Here is a 13,851-nt window from a genome sequence, read left to right as displayed (position 1 = left end):
GGCGGCGCGCCGGCCTCCAGCATGGTGCCCCCCGGCTCGCCGGGTGCCAGCTCGGGGAGGGGAGGCGTGTCCATGCGCGAAACCATCGGGGCGCTCAGCGCGCCCCGCCGCGCTCCTGCGCGACCAGCCACTCGGCGGTGGCCAGCATCTTCTCGAAGCCGTACTGGTCGGCGTTGATCGTGTACTTGCCGGCCACCACCAGCGCCGGGGTGCCCTCGATGCGCGCGCGCGCGGCGAACTGGCGGGCGCGGTTGAGCTTGGCCTCCACGCCGAAGCTGTTGAAGGTATCGGCGAAGCGCTTGGCATCCACGCCGTACTGGGCATAGAACGGGGCCAGCTCGGCGGCACCGACGTTGGCGTTCACCGGCAGGCTGCGCTCCAGGTGGATGGCACGGAAGGTCGCCGCGTGGGTCTTCGGCAGCACGCCCAGGGCCTCGGCGGTGTAGAAGGCGCGCGCGTACGGGGTCCAGTAGCCACCGAACGCGCCCGGCACCAGGACCAGGTTCACGTCGGCCGGCTGGCGCTTTGCCCAGGCCTCCAGGATCGGGTCGAAGTTGGCGCAGTGCGGGCAGGTGTAGCCGAACACCTCGGCCACCTCGATCTTGCCGGCCACCGGCTGGAACGGCTGGCCGTTCTCGATCACCTGGTAGTCCACCCCGGCGACCGGGGCCGGACCGGAGGGTGCGGCCGGGGCCGGCGCCGCGGGAGCGGCGGCCTCGCCGCCGTCCGCCGCTTCCGTGGCCGGGTCAGCGCCAGCGTCCACCGCCGGCTCGGCGGCGGCGTCGCCCGCCGGGGCCTCGGTGGCCGGGGGCGCGGGCTGGCTGTCCTGCGGGGCGGCATCCTGGCCGGAGCAGGCCGCCAGGCTGGCCAGCAGGAGCAGGGTCAGGAAGGGGCGGATATTCATTTCAGGTCTCCAGGGAGGATGAGGATCGGCCAGCGGCCGTCAACGGGAAGTCTGGGATCGCATGGCGGCACGTTCGCGCGCGACCAGGGCCCCGGCGATGCGCAGCATGTCGTCGAAGTCGCGGCCGCGCACCCGGTAGCGGCCGTTGACCACCAGGCTCGGGGTGCCTTCCAGGTCGATCGTGCGGATCCAGGCGCCGGCCTTGCGCACCTGCTCGCCGACCTGCGGGTCGGCCAGCGCGGCGCGCAGCCGCTCCGGGTCGACGCCGAAGTCCTTGAAGAACTCGCCCAGTTCCTGCGGGGTGGGGTTGCGCGGCAGGCTGTGGCGCTGGTGCAGGGCCTCGAACAGCGCCGGGTGGCTGCGCGTGGCCACGCCCAGCTGCCGCGAAGCGTAGTAGGTGCGCGCCCAGGCGTCGCTGGCGCCGCCGAAGGCCGCCGGCACCTGCACCAGGTCCACGTCCGCCGGCAGGCGCCGCTTCCACTCCTGCAGCCGCGGCTCGAAGCTGGCGCAGTGCGGGCAGGTGTAGGCGAACACCTCGGCCACCTCGATCCGGCCGGCGCGCGGGTCAAGCGGGCCGGCCTCGATGCGCACGTAGTCCACGCCTTCCTGCAGCTCCGGGGTGGCCGCCGGCGCGGCCGGCACCCGGGCCAGGAAAAGCAACAGCAGTCCGGTGAGCAGGGGCTTCATCGCGGGCTTCCTCGCGGCGCCGGTTGGGCGCCTGGCGGAAATAAAGACGCCGGCCTCGGGGGCCGGCGCAAGGTAATCAGAGAGGGACCACGCTTACTCCGACCGCGGCCGGTGGCGGAAGTTCACTGCCGGCCGGCGGCCCCGGCGGCGGCCACGTCGTCGGCGCGGTCGTGCAGGCCCTGCAGGTAGCTGGACAGGGCGCCGATCTCCTCGTCGGTCAGCTTCGAGGCGACCTTGGCCATGATGTTGAACAGGGCCGGGTCGCGCTCGCTGGTCACGCCGGCGCGGAACTCCTCCAGGCGGCGGGCGGTGTACTCGGACATCTGGCCGCCGACGTGCGGGTAGGCCGGGCCCGGGTTGCCGGCGCCGCTGGGGCCGTGGCAGGCCATGCAGGCGGGGATGCCGCGCTCGGCGTCGCCGCTGCGGTACAGCTTCTCGCCGACCTCGTAGAACTTCATGCCGGCGTACGGGCCGGTGGTGATCTCGGCGTCGTCGGCCACGCCGGCGCCGGACTTCTGCCGGGCGAAGTAGGCGCCGACGTCGCGCATCTGCTGCGGGGTCAGGGACTGGGCGAACGGCACCATCACCGCGGCCAAGCCGCTGTGGCGCTCGCCGCTGGCGAACAGGGCCAGCTGGCGGGCGATGTAGCGCTCGCTCTGGCCGGCCAGGCGCGGGTACATGGGATCGGACGGGTTGCCGTCGGCGCCGTGGCAGGCCGCGCAGGTCGTGGCGGCGGTGGCACCGGCCTCGGCATCGCCCCAGTGGGTCTTGCTCAGGTCCACCTCCAGCGGCTGTTCCTGCACCGGCTCGTTGTCCGGGATCGGCACCACCGTGGTCTGTGCAGCGTAGGCGGCGACGGCGGTGACCGCGACGGCCAGTCCGGCAAGGGCGATAACGCGAGCGTGGCGCATGCTAGAGCTCCGGGAACCCGATTCGGCGCGGCCTGGACGGCCGCGAAACGTCGGGATTATCCCCGCGCCGGGCAGCGACGGTCAACGAAACCCCCGCCCGGACCGCGCCCGGCCCCGACCCGGGGCCGGGCATGCGATCCTATGCCCATGTCCAATCCCCTCGAGAAGGCCCGCTACCTGGGCTCGGCGCACACGCCCGCGCAGCTGCCGCCGGATGGCGGCTTCGAAGTGGCGTTCGCCGGCCGCTCCAACGCGGGCAAGTCCAGCGCGCTCAACGCCCTGACCCGGCAGAACGCCCTGGCCCGGGTGTCCAAGACCCCCGGCCGCACCCAGCAGCTGGTCTATTTCGAGGTCGCGCCGGAGCGTTACCTGGTCGACCTGCCCGGCTACGGCTACGCCAAGGTGCCGATGGAGATGAAGGCGCACTGGGAGCGCTTCCTCGACGGCTGGTTCCGCAGCCGCCAGGCCCTGCGCGGGCTGGTGGTGGTGATGGACATCCGCCATCCGCTCAAGGACTACGACCGGCAGATGATCGACTACGCCATCGCCCGCGGCCTGCCCGCGCACGCGCTGCTGACCAAGGCCGACAAGCTCGGCCGTGGCCAGCAGGCGCAGGCGGTGGCCGCGGTTCGGCGCGAGCTGGCCGCGGCCGGTGCCGGCCAGGTCGGGGTGCAGGCGTTCTCCAGCGAGAGCAAGCAGGGCGTGGACGAAGCCCGCGCGGTGGTCGCCGGCTGGCTGGAACTGGCCTGAGCCGGGACTGCGCCGGCTAGACCGGCACGTCGAACAGCCCGCCGATCAGGTGCGCCGCGGCCATCGCCGCCGCGCCCCAGAACCCCACGCGCAAGGCGCCGCGCAGCAGCGGCGCGCCGCCCATGTGCGCGGCCCAGGCCCCGGACAGCAGCAGGCCCACCAGGGTGGTCGCGGTGACCACCAGGCCGGTGCTGGCCGGCGGCGCCAGGATCGTGGCCAGGATCGACAATGCCGCGCCGGCGCAGAACGCCGCCGCCGAGGCCCCGGCCGCCTGCACCGGGCGGGCGCGCAGGCTCTCGCTGATGCCCAGTTCGTCGCGTGCGTGCGCGGCCAGGGCGTCGTGGGCGGTCAGCTGCTCGGCGACCTGGCGCGCCAGCGCCGGTTCCAGCCCGCGTGCCTGGTAGATCCGCGCCAGCTCCTCCAGCTCGGCCTGCGGGTCCTCCTGCAGCTCGCGCCGCTCGATCGCCATGTCCGCCTGCTCGGTATCGGCCTGCGATTGCACGGACACGTACTCGCCGGCGGCCATCGACATCGCCCCGGCCACGGTCGCGGCGATGCCGGCGGTCAGGATCGCGCCTGGCGCCGCGCCGCTGGCGGCCACGCCCACCACCACGCCGGATACCGAGACGATGCCGTCGTTGGCGCCGAGCACGGCCGCGCGCAGCCAGCCGGCGCGGTGGCTGCGGTGGAGTCCGGGGTTGCGGCTGGTCATGGGATGCGCGGGTCCCAGGTGGCGTCGGGCGCATTGTGGGCCAGCGTGCGGACCCGTGGCGGAACGCGACCCGTTCGCAGGTGCCTCCCCGGCGCGGCCCTACTCGAGCTCGAGCACCAGGGGCGCGCGCGGCGGCAGGGTCAGGACGTCGCCGAGCCCGAGCCGTTGCCCGGTGAGCACGTCGCGCCCGCCCCGCGCGCTGCCGAGCGCGCCGGCAAAGCGGGCAAGCGCCAGGGGCGTGGCCGCGTCGTTGCGGTTGAGCGCGACCATGACCCGCTGGCCCTCGTGCTCGCGGAAGTACACGTAGACGCCGTCCTCCGGCGCGTAGTGCACCAGCCGGCCGTGGTGCACTGCCGCCGCGCCCTTGCGCCAGTTGAACAGGCGGCGCACGAAGTCCTGGATCTCCCGCTGCTCCGGCGACAGGCCCTCGCCGGTGAAGGCGCTGGCCGGGTCGCCGTCCCAGCCGCCCGGCATGTCCGCGCGCAACAGCCCGTCGTGGCGCTCCTTCGGCCCGCGCAGCAGCACCTCCGAGCCGTAGTAGAACTGCGGGATGCCGCGGGTGGTGGCGACGAACGCGATGGCGAGCTTCCACAGCCCGAGGTCGCCGTCGACATGGGCGAGCAGGCGCGTGGTGTCGTGGTTCTCCGCGAACACCACCAGCGCGTCGGGATCCGGGTACAGGAAGTCGTTGGCCAGCGCCTCGTACACCGGCATCCAGCCGCTCTCCCAGGTGTCTGGCCGCAGCAAGGCCTCGCGCAGCGCGGTGTGCACCGGGAAGTCCATCATGCTGGTCATGTGCGGCACGTGGCCGCTGGCGTTGGCCTTGCCGCGCTGCCAGTGGGCGACGATGGCCGGGTTGTCGCTCCATTCCTCGCCGACCATGGCGAAGTCCGGGTACTCGTCCATCACCGCCCTGGCCCAGGCGCTGAGGAAATCCGCGTCGGCGTAGCCGAAGGTGTCCTCGCGGATGCCGGCAAGGCCCGCGTATTCGATCCACCACAGCGTGTTCTGGATCAGGTAGCGGGCCACGTGCGGGTTGCGCTGGTTGAGGTCGGGCATGGCCTCGACGAACCAGCCGTCGGTGAAGCCGGCGCGGTCCTCCGGCGCGGCGTGCGGATCCTGGATGGTGGTGCGGCGGTGGTTGGTGGGAACGAAGCGCCCGCCGTGGTTGATCCAGTCCCGGCCGGGCAGGTCGCGCATCCACCAGTGCCCGGCGCCGATGTGGTTGAGCACCACGTCCATGACCAGGCCGATGCCGCGTTCGCGGGCCTCGCGCGCGAGCGCGCGGAAGTCCTCGTTGCTGCCGAAGCGCGGGTCGATCCGGTACAGGTCGGTGATCGCGTAGCCGTGGTAGCTCTGCTGGTCCTGGTCGTTCTCCAGCAGTGGCGTCGGCCAGAGCATGGTGAAGCCGAGGCCCGCGATGTAGTCCAGGTGCCGGCGCAGGCCGGCGATGTCGCCGCCGTGGCGCCCGTAGGGATCGGCGCGGTCGGCCGCCTCGCGCATCCCGGGCACGCTGTCGTTGGACGGGTCGGCGTTGGCGAAGCGGTCCGGGGTGACGAGGTAGATCGCGTCGCGCGCGTCGAAGCCGCGCGGCGGCGCGGGTTCGCGCGCGTCCAGGCGCCAGGGATGGGAGGCCACGACGGCGTCGCCGTCGAGCAGTTCGATCGCCATCCCGCCCGGGGTGGCGTCGTCGTCGATCGCCACCGTCACGAACAGGTAGTTGGGGCTTTCCAGCGCCGCGGTCCCGAGCACGCGCACGCCCGGGTGGCGGATGCGCGCCTGCAGCGCCGCGATGTCGCGTCCATGCAGCATCAGTTCGACTTCGGCGTGGCGCATGCCCACCCACCAGTTCGCGGGCTCGACCCGCGACAGCGTGGCCGCGTGCAGCGGGGCCAGCCAGGCCAGCAGCAGGCAGGCGAGCAGTGCGACCGGCCTCGTGGCGTGCGTTCCCATCGTCCAGTCCCCTACGTCCAGGTTGGCCCGAGGCTAGCGGCGCGGTCGCCGCGGGGGCAATGCGCGCGGCGATGAATTCGTATGCATGGCGCCCGGGCGGCGCCCGCGTCGCGCGCGCCGGTGGCACGCCCGCGTTCCAGCGCCGGAATGCCCGCGTTCCAGCGCCGGAATGCCCGCCGGCCCCGCGGTCCCGCATAATGCGCTGCGGCCGTGGCCGCACCCATGGCGTCCCCCTTCCGAGCCAGCGCATGTCCAGCCCCAGCCACGCAGGCGATACCCCGATCACCCGTCGCGACCAGCTGGCCGGCGCGCTGGCCTCCGGCGAGAAGCCGCGCGAGGCGTGGCGCATCGGCACCGAGCACGAGAAGTTCGGCTTCCGCCTGGACGACCTGCGGCCGCCGGCGTTCGACGGCGAGCGCGGGATCGAGGCGCTGCTGGCCGGGCTGGCCCGGTTCGGCTGGCAGCCGGTGCGCGAGAGCGTGGACGGGCAGCCGGAGCGGGTGATCGCGCTGGTACGCGACGGCGCCTCGGTGACCCTGGAGCCGGCCGGGCAGCTGGAGCTGTCCGGGGCACCGCTGGAGACCATCCACCAGACCTGCGTCGAGCTGGGCACCCACCTGGACGAGGTGCGCCAGGTCGCCGACGAGCTGCAGCTGGGCTTCCTCGGCATGGGCTTCCAGCCGAAGTGGCGGCGCGAGGACATGCCGTGGATGCCCAAGGGCCGCTACCGGATCATGCGCGCCTACATGCCGAAGGTCGGCGGCCTCGGCCTGGACATGATGACCCGCACCTGCACCGTGCAGGTCAACCTGGACTTCGCCTCCGAGGCGGACATGGTGAAGAAGTTCCGGGTGTCGCTGGCGCTGCAGCCGGTGGCCACCGCGCTGTTCGCCGATTCGCCGTTCAGCGAGGGCCGGCCCAACGGCTTTCTCAGCTACCGCTCGCACATCTGGACCGACACCGACCCGGACCGCACCGGCATGCTCGACTTCGTGTTCGAGGACGGCTTCGGCTACGAGCGCTACGTCGACTACCTGCTCGACGTGCCGATGTACTTCAGCTACCGCGACGGCACCTACGTCGACGCCAGCGGGCAGAGCTTCCGCGACTTCATGCAAGGCCGCCTGCCGGCGCTGCCGGGCAAGCTGCCGACCCTGCGCGACTGGTCCGACCACATGACCACCGCCTTCCCCGAGGTGCGGCTGAAGAAGTACCTGGAGATGCGCGGCGCCGACAGCGGCCCGTGGGCGCGGCTGTGCGCGCTGCCGGCGTTCTGGGTCGGCCTGCTGTACGACGACGCGGCGCTGGACGCGGCCTGGGACCTGGTCAAGGACTTCACCGGCGAGGAGCGCCACGCCCTGCGCGACGGCGTGCCCAGGCACGCGCTGAAGCTGCCGTTCCGCGGCGCCACCGTGCGCGAGCTGGCGCTGGCGGCGCTGGAGATCTCCGCCGCCGGCCTGCGCCGGCGCGCCGCGCGCAATGCCGACGGCATCGACGAATCGCGCTTCCTCGACACCCTGATGGAAATCGCCGAGTCCGGGCTGACCCCGGCCGAGCGCAAGCTCGAACTGTTCCACGGCCCGTGGCAGGGCGACATCGACCGGGTGTTCGCCGAATTCGCCTACTGAAGGCGGGGCGGGCCGTGGAGGCCCGCGCCGCGCTTACCTGCCTGCATCTAGCGCGGGCAGGGCCAGGCCGGGCTCGTGCCGGCCCGGAAGCACGCCGGCATACGGCTGGCCGAAGCGGCCGCCGGCCACGTCGAAACGGTGCCCGATCCGCCGCTGCGGATCGGCCGGGTCCTGGTAGTCGACCGTGCACAGCTGCAGGCTGCCGTCCTGGTCGAAGTAGGAGGCGATCTCCGGGAACGCGGTATCGGCCGGGAGCAGGGCGGCGGCTTCGCGCAGGCACAGGTCCGCGCCATCGAAGCGGCCGGCCTGGCCGCGCGCCGGCGCCGGGGCCGGCAGCGGCGTGGCCGGCACGGGGGCGCGGCTGGGCGGCGTGTTGCTGCCGGCGGCGAAGGCCAGCGCCGCGGCCGCGCCGCACAGGAACGGGAGGACGGATGGTGGGCGGGGGGAATCGCTCACGGTTGCTCCATGCAGTGTGGCGGTCGGGGGAGCAACGACTATAGCGATCCGGCGAAGGTTGCTCAGGCAACCTGGCGGAACACTTTCTTGCGCATTGGCGAACGCCCGCGCGCGGGCGCGGCGGTCAAGGCGCCCACAGCTTGTGCAGGTCGCGGAAGCCCCATTCGCGGGGCGATTCGATCCCGGTGATGCGCTCGCTGCAGCCGGGCGCCGACAGGTCCACGTCGGCGAGCAGCAGGTGCGAGCGCAGCCGCGCCGAATAGAACACCCGCACCAGCGGCCGGGTGAGGTCGCCCGGCCGCTGGTCCAGCACCACCGCCAGGCGGTCGCTGGACAGCCGCACCAGGCTGCCGGCCGGATAGATGCCGAGGCTGGCGATGAAGGCCTTGAGCACGACCGGGTCGAAGTGGCCCTTCCACGAGGCCATCCGCCGCAGCGCCTCGGCCGGATCCCAGCCTTCCTTGTAGGGGCGGTTGGAGGTGATCGCGTCGTACACGTCGCACACCGCGCTCATCCGCGTCAGCAGCGGCAGCTGCGCGGCCGCCAGGCCGGCCGGGTAGCCGGTGCCGTCCATGCGCTCGTGGTGGTGCAGCACCATGTGCAGGATCCGGTCGTCGTGCTCGCCGCCCTCGCGCAGCAGGCGCGCGCCATGCTCCGGGTGGGTGCGCATGACCTCCATCTCCTCCGGCTCCAGGCGCCCGGGCTTGTTGAGGATCTCCAGCGGCACGCAGGCCTTGCCCAGGTCGTGCAGCAGGCCGCCGACGGTGGCGGCCTGGCAGGCCTGTTCGTCCAGGCCCAGCTGGCGGGCAAGCGCGGACATCAGCGCGCCGACCGCCACCGAGTGCAGGTAGGTGTAGTCGTCGGCGGTCTTGAGCCGGGCGATGCCGATCAGCGCGCCGGGATGGCGGCCGACCGAGGCGGAGATCTCCTGCGCCAGCGGCAGCACCGAGGCGGCATCGACCATGCGCCCCATGCGCACTTCCTGGAACATCGCCTCCACCGCCTCGCGGCCCTCCTGGCAGATGCGGCGCGCCCGGGTCAGTTCGGCGTCGAGGTCGACCTTCGGCGCCACCCTCGCGCCGCGCGGGCCAGGATCTTCCTCCGCGCCGGCGGTCGTCCCGGCGGCGCCGGGAGGCGGCGTGGGTTCCGCGGCGGGTTCCGCGGCCGCTTCGGCCGGGTCTTCCTCCGGCAGGCTGCGCTCCGGGTCGATGTCCACCGTCTCGATCCCGCTGCCCTGCAGGCGCTCGATGTCGCGCGCGGTGGCGAGGAACGAGGTCCGCCAGAACGGATGCTTGAGCCAGGCGCCGTTGACCCGCTGCACGTACATGCCCGGGCGGAGCTGGTGGACGGGGATGGTGCGCTGCATCGTGGACCGGCGGCTCTGGGGGGACAGGGTGCCGGGGGCCATATCGGCCGGACGTGGCCTGGCTTGAGCACCGCGGCGGCTCGCCGGCCGGCGGCCTGGCTGATACTATCCCCCAGTATCAGAGGAGGCCGGCCATGCCCCACAGTCCCGAGGAAAAGCGGCGCGTGCTGGCCCGCGTGCGCCGCATCCGCGGCCAGGCCGAGGCGCTGGAGCGCGCGCTGGAGGCCGGCGCCGACTGCGCCCCGGTGCTGCAGCAGATCGCCGCCATCCGCGGCGCGGTCAACGGGCTGATGTCCGAGGTGATGGAGGCCCATATCCGCGAGACCTTCGGCCACGCCGCCGGCTCGGACGAGCAGCGCCAGGCGCGGGTCGCGGAGATGACCGCGCTGGTGCGTTCCTACCTCAAGTGATTCCCCCTCCGCCGGAGCGCCGGCGGATCCGTTCGTCGCCGTCCCAAAGGAGTTTCCCCATGAAGTCCCGTGCCGCCGTCGCCTTCGCCGCAGGCCAGCCGCTGCAGATCGTCGAGATCGACGTCGCCCCGCCCAGGGCCGGCGAAGTGCTGGTGAAGATCACCCATACCGCGCTGTGCCATACCGACGCCTTCACCCTCTCCGGCGAGGACCCGGAAGGCGTGTTCCCGGCGGTGCTGGGCCACGAGGGCGCCGGCATCGTGGTCGAGGTGGGCGAGGGCGTGACCTCGGTCAAGCCGGGCGACCACGTCATCCCGCTGTACACCGCCGAGTGCGGGCAGTGCCTGTTCTGCAAGAGCGGCAAGACCAACCTGTGCGTGGCGGTGCGCGCCACCCAGGGCAAGGGCGTGATGCCCGACGGCACCACCCGCTTCTCCTACAACGGCCAGCCGATCTACCACTACATGGGTTGCTCGACCTTCTCCGAGTACACCGTGGTCGCCGAGGTCTCGCTGGCCAAGGTCAACCCGCAGGCCAACCCGGAACACACCTGCCTGCTGGGCTGCGGCGTGACCACCGGCATCGGCGCCGTGCACAACACCGCCAGGGTGCAGGAAGGCGATTCGGTGGCCGTGTTCGGCCTCGGCGCGATCGGCCTGGCGGTGATCCAGGGCGCCCGGCAGGCCAAGGCCGGCCGCATCATCGCCATCGACACCAACCCGGCCAAGTTCGAACTGGCGCGGCAGATGGGCGCCACCGAGTGCGTCAACCCGAAGGACCACGACAAGCCCATCCAGCAGGTGATCGTGGAGATGACCGGCTGGGGCGTGGACCACAGCTTCGAGTGCATCGGCAACGTCGAGGTGATGCGCGCGGCGCTGGAATGCGCGCACCGCGGCTGGGGCCAGAGCGTGATCATCGGCGTGGCCGGCGCGGGCAAGGAGATCAGCACCCGTCCGTTCCAGCTGGTGACCGGCCGCAAGTGGATGGGCACCGCCTTCGGTGGCGTGAAGGGCCGCAGCCAGCTGCCGGGCATGGTCGAGGACGCGATGGCCGGCAAGATCGAGCTGGCGCCCTTCATCACCCACACCCTGCCGCTGGAGCGGATCAACGAGGCCTTCGACCTGATGCACGAGGGCAAGTCGATCCGCACCGTCATCCACTATTGAGCGATGCAGCCGGCGGGCGCCAATGCCATGGCCACCGGCGCGAGGATCGCGCTGGTGGCCGGTGCCAGCGGCCTGGTCGGGCGCGCGCTGCTCGCGCGCCTGTGCGCCGATCCGCAGGTGGCCGCGGTGCACGCCCTGGTCCGCCGCCCGCTGCAATTGCGGCACCCGAAGCTCCAGCTGCACGTGGTCGACTTCGCGCGCCTGCCGCCGTTGCCGGCAGCCGGCGAGGCCTACCTGGCACTGGGCACCACCATTGCCGTGGCCGGCACGCGCGAGGCGTTCCGGGCGGTGGACTTCGACGCCAGCCTGGCGGTGGCGCGCGCGGCGCTGGAGGCCGGCGTGCGCCGCATCGGGCTGGTCAGCGCGATGGGCGCCAATCCCCGGTCGCCGGTGTTCTACAACCGCACCAAGGGCGAACTGGAGCAGGCGCTGGCCGCGTTGCCGCTGGATGCGCTGGTGGTCGCGCGGCCGGCGCTGCTGCTGGGCGACCGCGCCCGCCTGGGCCAGCCGCATCGCCGCGGCGAGCACCTGGCCGCGCGCCTGGACCGCTGGTTGCGTCCGCTGCTGCCGGGGCAGCTGCGTGCCATCACCGCCGAAGACGTCGCTGCCGCGCTGGCCGCTGAAGTGCCGCGCGCAAGCGGCCACACCATCCTCGGATCGGCGCGCATGCAGGGCGCATCCGCCGCGCCGCACCGGAACGCATAAGGAGAGGTAACCATGGAACGCATCGAACACCGCGCCTGCTTCGGAGGCTGGCAGGACGTCTACCGCCACGCGTCGTCCGTGCTCGGCTGCACGATGAGCTTCGCCATCTACCTGCCGCCGCAGGCGGCCGAACGCCGGGTGCCGGTGCTGTACTGGCTGTCCGGCCTGACCTGCACCGAGCAGAACTTCATCACCAAGGCCGGCGCGCAGCGCTACGCGGCCGAGCACGGGATCGCCATCGTCTGCCCGGACACCAGCCCGCGCGGCGAGGACGTGGCCGATGCCGAAGGCTACGACCTGGGCAAGGGCGCCGGCTTCTACCTCAACGCCACCCGCGAGCCCTGGGCGCGCCACTACCGCATGCACGACTACGTGGTGCACGAGCTGCCGGCGTTGGTCGAGGCGCAGTTCCCGGTGACCGGCGAACGCGCCATCAGCGGCCATTCGATGGGCGGCCACGGCGCCTTGGTCTGCGCGCTGCGCAATCCCGGCCGCTACCGCAGCGTCTCGGCGTTCTCGCCGATCGTCGCGCCCAGCCAGGTGCCGTGGGGCGAGAAGGCGTTCGGCGCCTACCTGGGCGCGGACCACGCGGCCTGGAAGCAGTGGGACGCCTGCGAGCTGCTGGGCGGCGCCGCGGAGAAGCTGCCGCTGCTGGTGGACCAGGGCGCGGACGACGAGTTCCTCGAGCTCCAGCTGCGCCCGCAGCTGCTGCAGGCCGCGGCCGCGGCGGCAGGGCATCCGCTGACCTTGCGCATGCATCCGGGCTACGACCACAGCTACTACTTCATCGCCAGCTTCATCGGCGAGCACCTGGCGCACCATGCCGCGGCCCTGCGCGGCCAGGCCGGGGTGCCGCGCGGCTGAGCGCGCCGGCGCCGCAGCATGACCCCCGCGGCGGCCGTGTGGCATGGTTGCGCCACATGGACGCCGACCAGGGGGGAGACGCATGCGGGGCAGGAGTCATTACGGGTATGCACTGGCGGTGGCGCTGCTGGCCACGGCCGCCGGCGCGGCCGCGGCCGAGGGCGGCGCCGCGCCGCAGCGCACGGTGGCCGGCGCGCAGGAATTCCTGCGCCAGGTGCTGCCGGGCAACCGCTATCTGTCGACGATGATGAGCGAGGTCCTGGCCAAGGCCCGCCGCGACGGCCTGCGCGCCGAGTTCGAGCCGCTGCCGCCGATCGTCGACGCCGACCCGGTGGCGCACTGCCGCTCCTACCTGATCGGCGAGATCGCCAACACCTGGCTGACCGTGCGCGACCCGGCCACCGGCGAGGCGACCGAGGCCGGCTTCGCGGCGATGGCCGGCGACGACCACGTCGGCAGCCCGGATGGCCTGCACTTCGGCTCGATCCGCGCCCTGCGCCAGGACGGCTCGCGCGTGTACCTGCGCTTTGCCGGCGAGCAGCACGACGCGGTGCTTCACCTGGAAGGCAGCGAGATGGCTTCGCGGGTGCACGCGGCGCTGGACTTCCTGCGCCGCGAGTGCGATCCGGCCGCGGCCACGGGCTTCTGAGCGTCACTCCCGCAGCGCGAAGTCGGTGCGCGCGAAGCGCACGGCTTCGATGCTGTCGCCGGCGTGCTCCAGCTCCAGCGGCGTGGCGAACATCGGCCCGGCCCAAACGCAGGTGTGGAACTCGCCGTTCTCGCCGCACGGATCCACTCCCGCCGGCAGTTCCTCGAGCAGGGCCGCATCGAAGGCGCGGCCGCGGAAGCGCGCGTCCAGTTGCTGCGTATCCACGCAGCACACCCGCGCGCGCAGGCCGGCGTCGAGCATGCGCCGCGCCAGCAACGCGGTGTCGAAGCGGAACAGCGGGGTGAGCAGCTCCCAGTCCAGGCTTTCCAGCTGCTGCCGGCGCCAGGCGCGGATGTCCTCCAGGAACAGGTCGCCGAAGGCCATGGTGCGCAGCCCGGGCCAGCGCCGCGCGGCCGCGTCCAGCGCGCCGGCCATGGCCGCGCCGTAGGCCGCGTTCTCGCAGGCCGGCGGCAGTTCCACCTCCAGCAGCGGCAGGCCGGCGGCCGCGGCCTGCGCGCGCAGTACCTCCACCCGTACTCCCTGCATCGAAGCGCGGCCAGCGCTGACGGTCGACAGCAGGCCGACCACCTGGTGGGTGGCCGACTGCCGCAGCATGTGCAGGGTCCAGGCCGCGTCCTTGCCGCCGCTCCAGGCCAGCAGGACCGGGATGCGTGCCGCCATCGCCGT

The 13,851-nt window shown here is 73.0% G+C and carries 15 protein-coding genes; 7 read left to right on the top strand and 8 right to left on the bottom strand.

All coding sequences use genetic code 11. The features are described 5' to 3' along the window. Positions 1-94: 94 nt before the first annotated feature. From EIM47_RS14885 to EIM47_RS14875, 3 genes are all read right to left on the bottom strand, one after another. Positions 95-904 carry a thiol:disulfide interchange protein DsbA/DsbL gene (locus EIM47_RS14885; RefSeq protein ID WP_028915168.1) on the bottom strand — a complete coding sequence of 270 codons (810 nt, stop codon included), beginning with the start codon at positions 902-904 and terminating at the stop codon, positions 95-97. Positions 905-943: 39 nt separating this feature from the next. After that, positions 944-1,591, bottom strand: coding sequence for a thiol:disulfide interchange protein DsbA/DsbL (locus EIM47_RS14880; RefSeq protein WP_125077354.1), 648 nt, complete (start codon positions 1,589-1,591; stop codon positions 944-946). A gap of 122 nt (positions 1,592-1,713) precedes the next feature. Further along, positions 1,714-2,502, bottom strand: coding sequence for a c-type cytochrome (locus tag EIM47_RS14875; RefSeq protein ID WP_019399010.1), 789 nt, complete (start codon positions 2,500-2,502; stop codon positions 1,714-1,716). A 147-nt stretch (positions 2,503-2,649) separates the two neighbouring features. On the opposite strand from EIM47_RS14875, the gene yihA reads away from it, so the two are divergent. Further along, on the top strand, positions 2,650-3,252 hold the full coding sequence (yihA, locus tag EIM47_RS14870) for a ribosome biogenesis GTP-binding protein YihA/YsxC (RefSeq protein ID WP_019399011.1): 603 nt from the start codon (positions 2,650-2,652) through the stop codon (positions 3,250-3,252). 16 nt (positions 3,253-3,268) lie between these two features. On the opposite strand, the gene EIM47_RS14865 is transcribed toward yihA, so the two are convergent. Then, positions 3,269-3,964 (bottom strand): VIT family protein, encoded by a 696-nt coding sequence (locus EIM47_RS14865; RefSeq protein WP_125077353.1) that lies wholly within the window; start codon positions 3,962-3,964, stop codon positions 3,269-3,271. A gap of 99 nt (positions 3,965-4,063) precedes the next feature. Further along, positions 4,064-5,917 (bottom strand): glycoside hydrolase family 13 protein, encoded by a 1,854-nt coding sequence (locus EIM47_RS14860; RefSeq protein WP_125077352.1) that lies wholly within the window; start codon positions 5,915-5,917, stop codon positions 4,064-4,066. Positions 5,918-6,165: 248 nt separating this feature from the next. Between EIM47_RS14860 and EIM47_RS14855 the strand changes: the two genes are divergently transcribed. After that, positions 6,166-7,545: a glutamate--cysteine ligase gene (locus EIM47_RS14855; protein ID WP_125077351.1), complete on the top strand. Its 1,380-nt coding sequence runs from the start codon at positions 6,166-6,168 to the stop codon at positions 7,543-7,545. Positions 7,546-7,578: 33 nt separating this feature from the next. On the opposite strand, the gene EIM47_RS14850 is transcribed toward EIM47_RS14855, so the two are convergent. Together EIM47_RS14850 and EIM47_RS14845 are read right to left on the bottom strand one after the other, a co-directional pair. Continuing rightward, entirely contained in the window at positions 7,579-8,001 is a 423-nt protein-coding gene (locus tag EIM47_RS14850) for a hypothetical protein (protein ID WP_125077350.1), read from the bottom strand. Positions 8,002-8,125: 124 nt separating this feature from the next. After that, positions 8,126-9,367 (bottom strand): HD-GYP domain-containing protein, encoded by a 1,242-nt coding sequence (locus EIM47_RS14845; protein ID WP_125077349.1) that lies wholly within the window; start codon positions 9,365-9,367, stop codon positions 8,126-8,128. Between the two features lie 134 nt (positions 9,368-9,501). On the opposite strand from EIM47_RS14845, the gene frmR reads away from it, so the two are divergent. From frmR to EIM47_RS14820, 5 genes are all read left to right on the top strand, one after another. Beyond that, complete coding sequence (frmR, locus tag EIM47_RS14840) at positions 9,502-9,777, top strand: formaldehyde-responsive transcriptional repressor FrmR (protein ID WP_019399016.1); 276 nt, start codon at positions 9,502-9,504, stop codon at positions 9,775-9,777. 59 nt (positions 9,778-9,836) lie between these two features. Then, positions 9,837-10,946, top strand: a complete 1,110-nt coding sequence (locus EIM47_RS14835) for an S-(hydroxymethyl)glutathione dehydrogenase/class III alcohol dehydrogenase (protein ID WP_125077348.1) — start codon at positions 9,837-9,839, stop codon at positions 10,944-10,946. Positions 10,947-10,949: 3 nt separating this feature from the next. Beyond that, positions 10,950-11,651 carry an NAD(P)H-binding protein gene (locus EIM47_RS14830; protein WP_019399018.1) on the top strand — a complete coding sequence of 234 codons (702 nt, stop codon included), beginning with the start codon at positions 10,950-10,952 and terminating at the stop codon, positions 11,649-11,651. A gap of 12 nt (positions 11,652-11,663) precedes the next feature. Then, positions 11,664-12,515, top strand: coding sequence for an S-formylglutathione hydrolase (gene fghA, locus EIM47_RS14825; RefSeq protein ID WP_019399019.1), 852 nt, complete (start codon positions 11,664-11,666; stop codon positions 12,513-12,515). A gap of 82 nt (positions 12,516-12,597) precedes the next feature. Then, positions 12,598-13,164 carry a hypothetical protein gene (locus tag EIM47_RS14820; RefSeq protein WP_083852434.1) on the top strand — a complete coding sequence of 189 codons (567 nt, stop codon included), beginning with the start codon at positions 12,598-12,600 and terminating at the stop codon, positions 13,162-13,164. 3 nt (positions 13,165-13,167) lie between these two features. Here EIM47_RS14820 and EIM47_RS14815 read toward each other — a convergent pair whose 3' ends face one another. Further along, on the bottom strand, positions 13,168-13,845 hold the full coding sequence (locus tag EIM47_RS14815; protein WP_125077347.1) for an ATP-binding protein: 678 nt from the start codon (positions 13,843-13,845) through the stop codon (positions 13,168-13,170). Between the last annotated feature and the right edge of the window lie 6 nt (positions 13,846-13,851).

Source organism: Pseudoxanthomonas sp. SGT-18 (assembly GCF_003931645.1).
Lineage (GTDB): Bacteria > Pseudomonadota > Gammaproteobacteria > Xanthomonadales > Xanthomonadaceae > Pseudoxanthomonas.
Note: the sequence above shows the minus strand (reverse complement) of the source record. Positions and strands in the feature narration are given on the sequence as shown.

Excerpts from the sequence above, each read along its gene's own strand:
- EIM47_RS14885 (WP_028915168.1), bottom strand. The coding sequence starts at position 904 with ATGAATATCCGCCCCTTCCTGACCCTGCTCCTGCTGGCCAGCCTGGCG.
- EIM47_RS14880 (WP_125077354.1), bottom strand. The coding sequence starts at position 1,591 with ATGAAGCCCCTGCTCACCGGACTGCTGTTGCTTTTCCTGGCCCGGGTG.
- EIM47_RS14875 (WP_019399010.1), bottom strand. The coding sequence starts at position 2,502 with ATGCGCCACGCTCGCGTTATCGCCCTTGCCGGACTGGCCGTCGCGGTC.
- yihA (WP_019399011.1), top strand. The coding sequence starts at position 2,650 with ATGTCCAATCCCCTCGAGAAGGCCCGCTACCTGGGCTCGGCGCACACG.
- EIM47_RS14865 (WP_125077353.1), bottom strand. The coding sequence starts at position 3,964 with ATGACCAGCCGCAACCCCGGACTCCACCGCAGCCACCGCGCCGGCTGG.
- EIM47_RS14860 (WP_125077352.1), bottom strand. The coding sequence starts at position 5,917 with ATGGGAACGCACGCCACGAGGCCGGTCGCACTGCTCGCCTGCCTGCTG.
- EIM47_RS14855 (WP_125077351.1), top strand. The coding sequence starts at position 6,166 with ATGTCCAGCCCCAGCCACGCAGGCGATACCCCGATCACCCGTCGCGAC.
- EIM47_RS14845 (WP_125077349.1), bottom strand. The coding sequence starts at position 9,367 with ATGCAGCGCACCATCCCCGTCCACCAGCTCCGCCCGGGCATGTACGTG.
- frmR (WP_019399016.1), top strand. The coding sequence starts at position 9,502 with ATGCCCCACAGTCCCGAGGAAAAGCGGCGCGTGCTGGCCCGCGTGCGC.
- EIM47_RS14835 (WP_125077348.1), top strand. The coding sequence starts at position 9,837 with ATGAAGTCCCGTGCCGCCGTCGCCTTCGCCGCAGGCCAGCCGCTGCAG.
- EIM47_RS14830 (WP_019399018.1), top strand. The coding sequence starts at position 10,950 with ATGCAGCCGGCGGGCGCCAATGCCATGGCCACCGGCGCGAGGATCGCG.
- fghA (WP_019399019.1), top strand. The coding sequence starts at position 11,664 with ATGGAACGCATCGAACACCGCGCCTGCTTCGGAGGCTGGCAGGACGTC.
- EIM47_RS14820 (WP_083852434.1), top strand. The coding sequence starts at position 12,598 with ATGCGGGGCAGGAGTCATTACGGGTATGCACTGGCGGTGGCGCTGCTG.
- EIM47_RS14815 (WP_125077347.1), bottom strand. The coding sequence starts at position 13,845 with ATGGCGGCACGCATCCCGGTCCTGCTGGCCTGGAGCGGCGGCAAGGAC.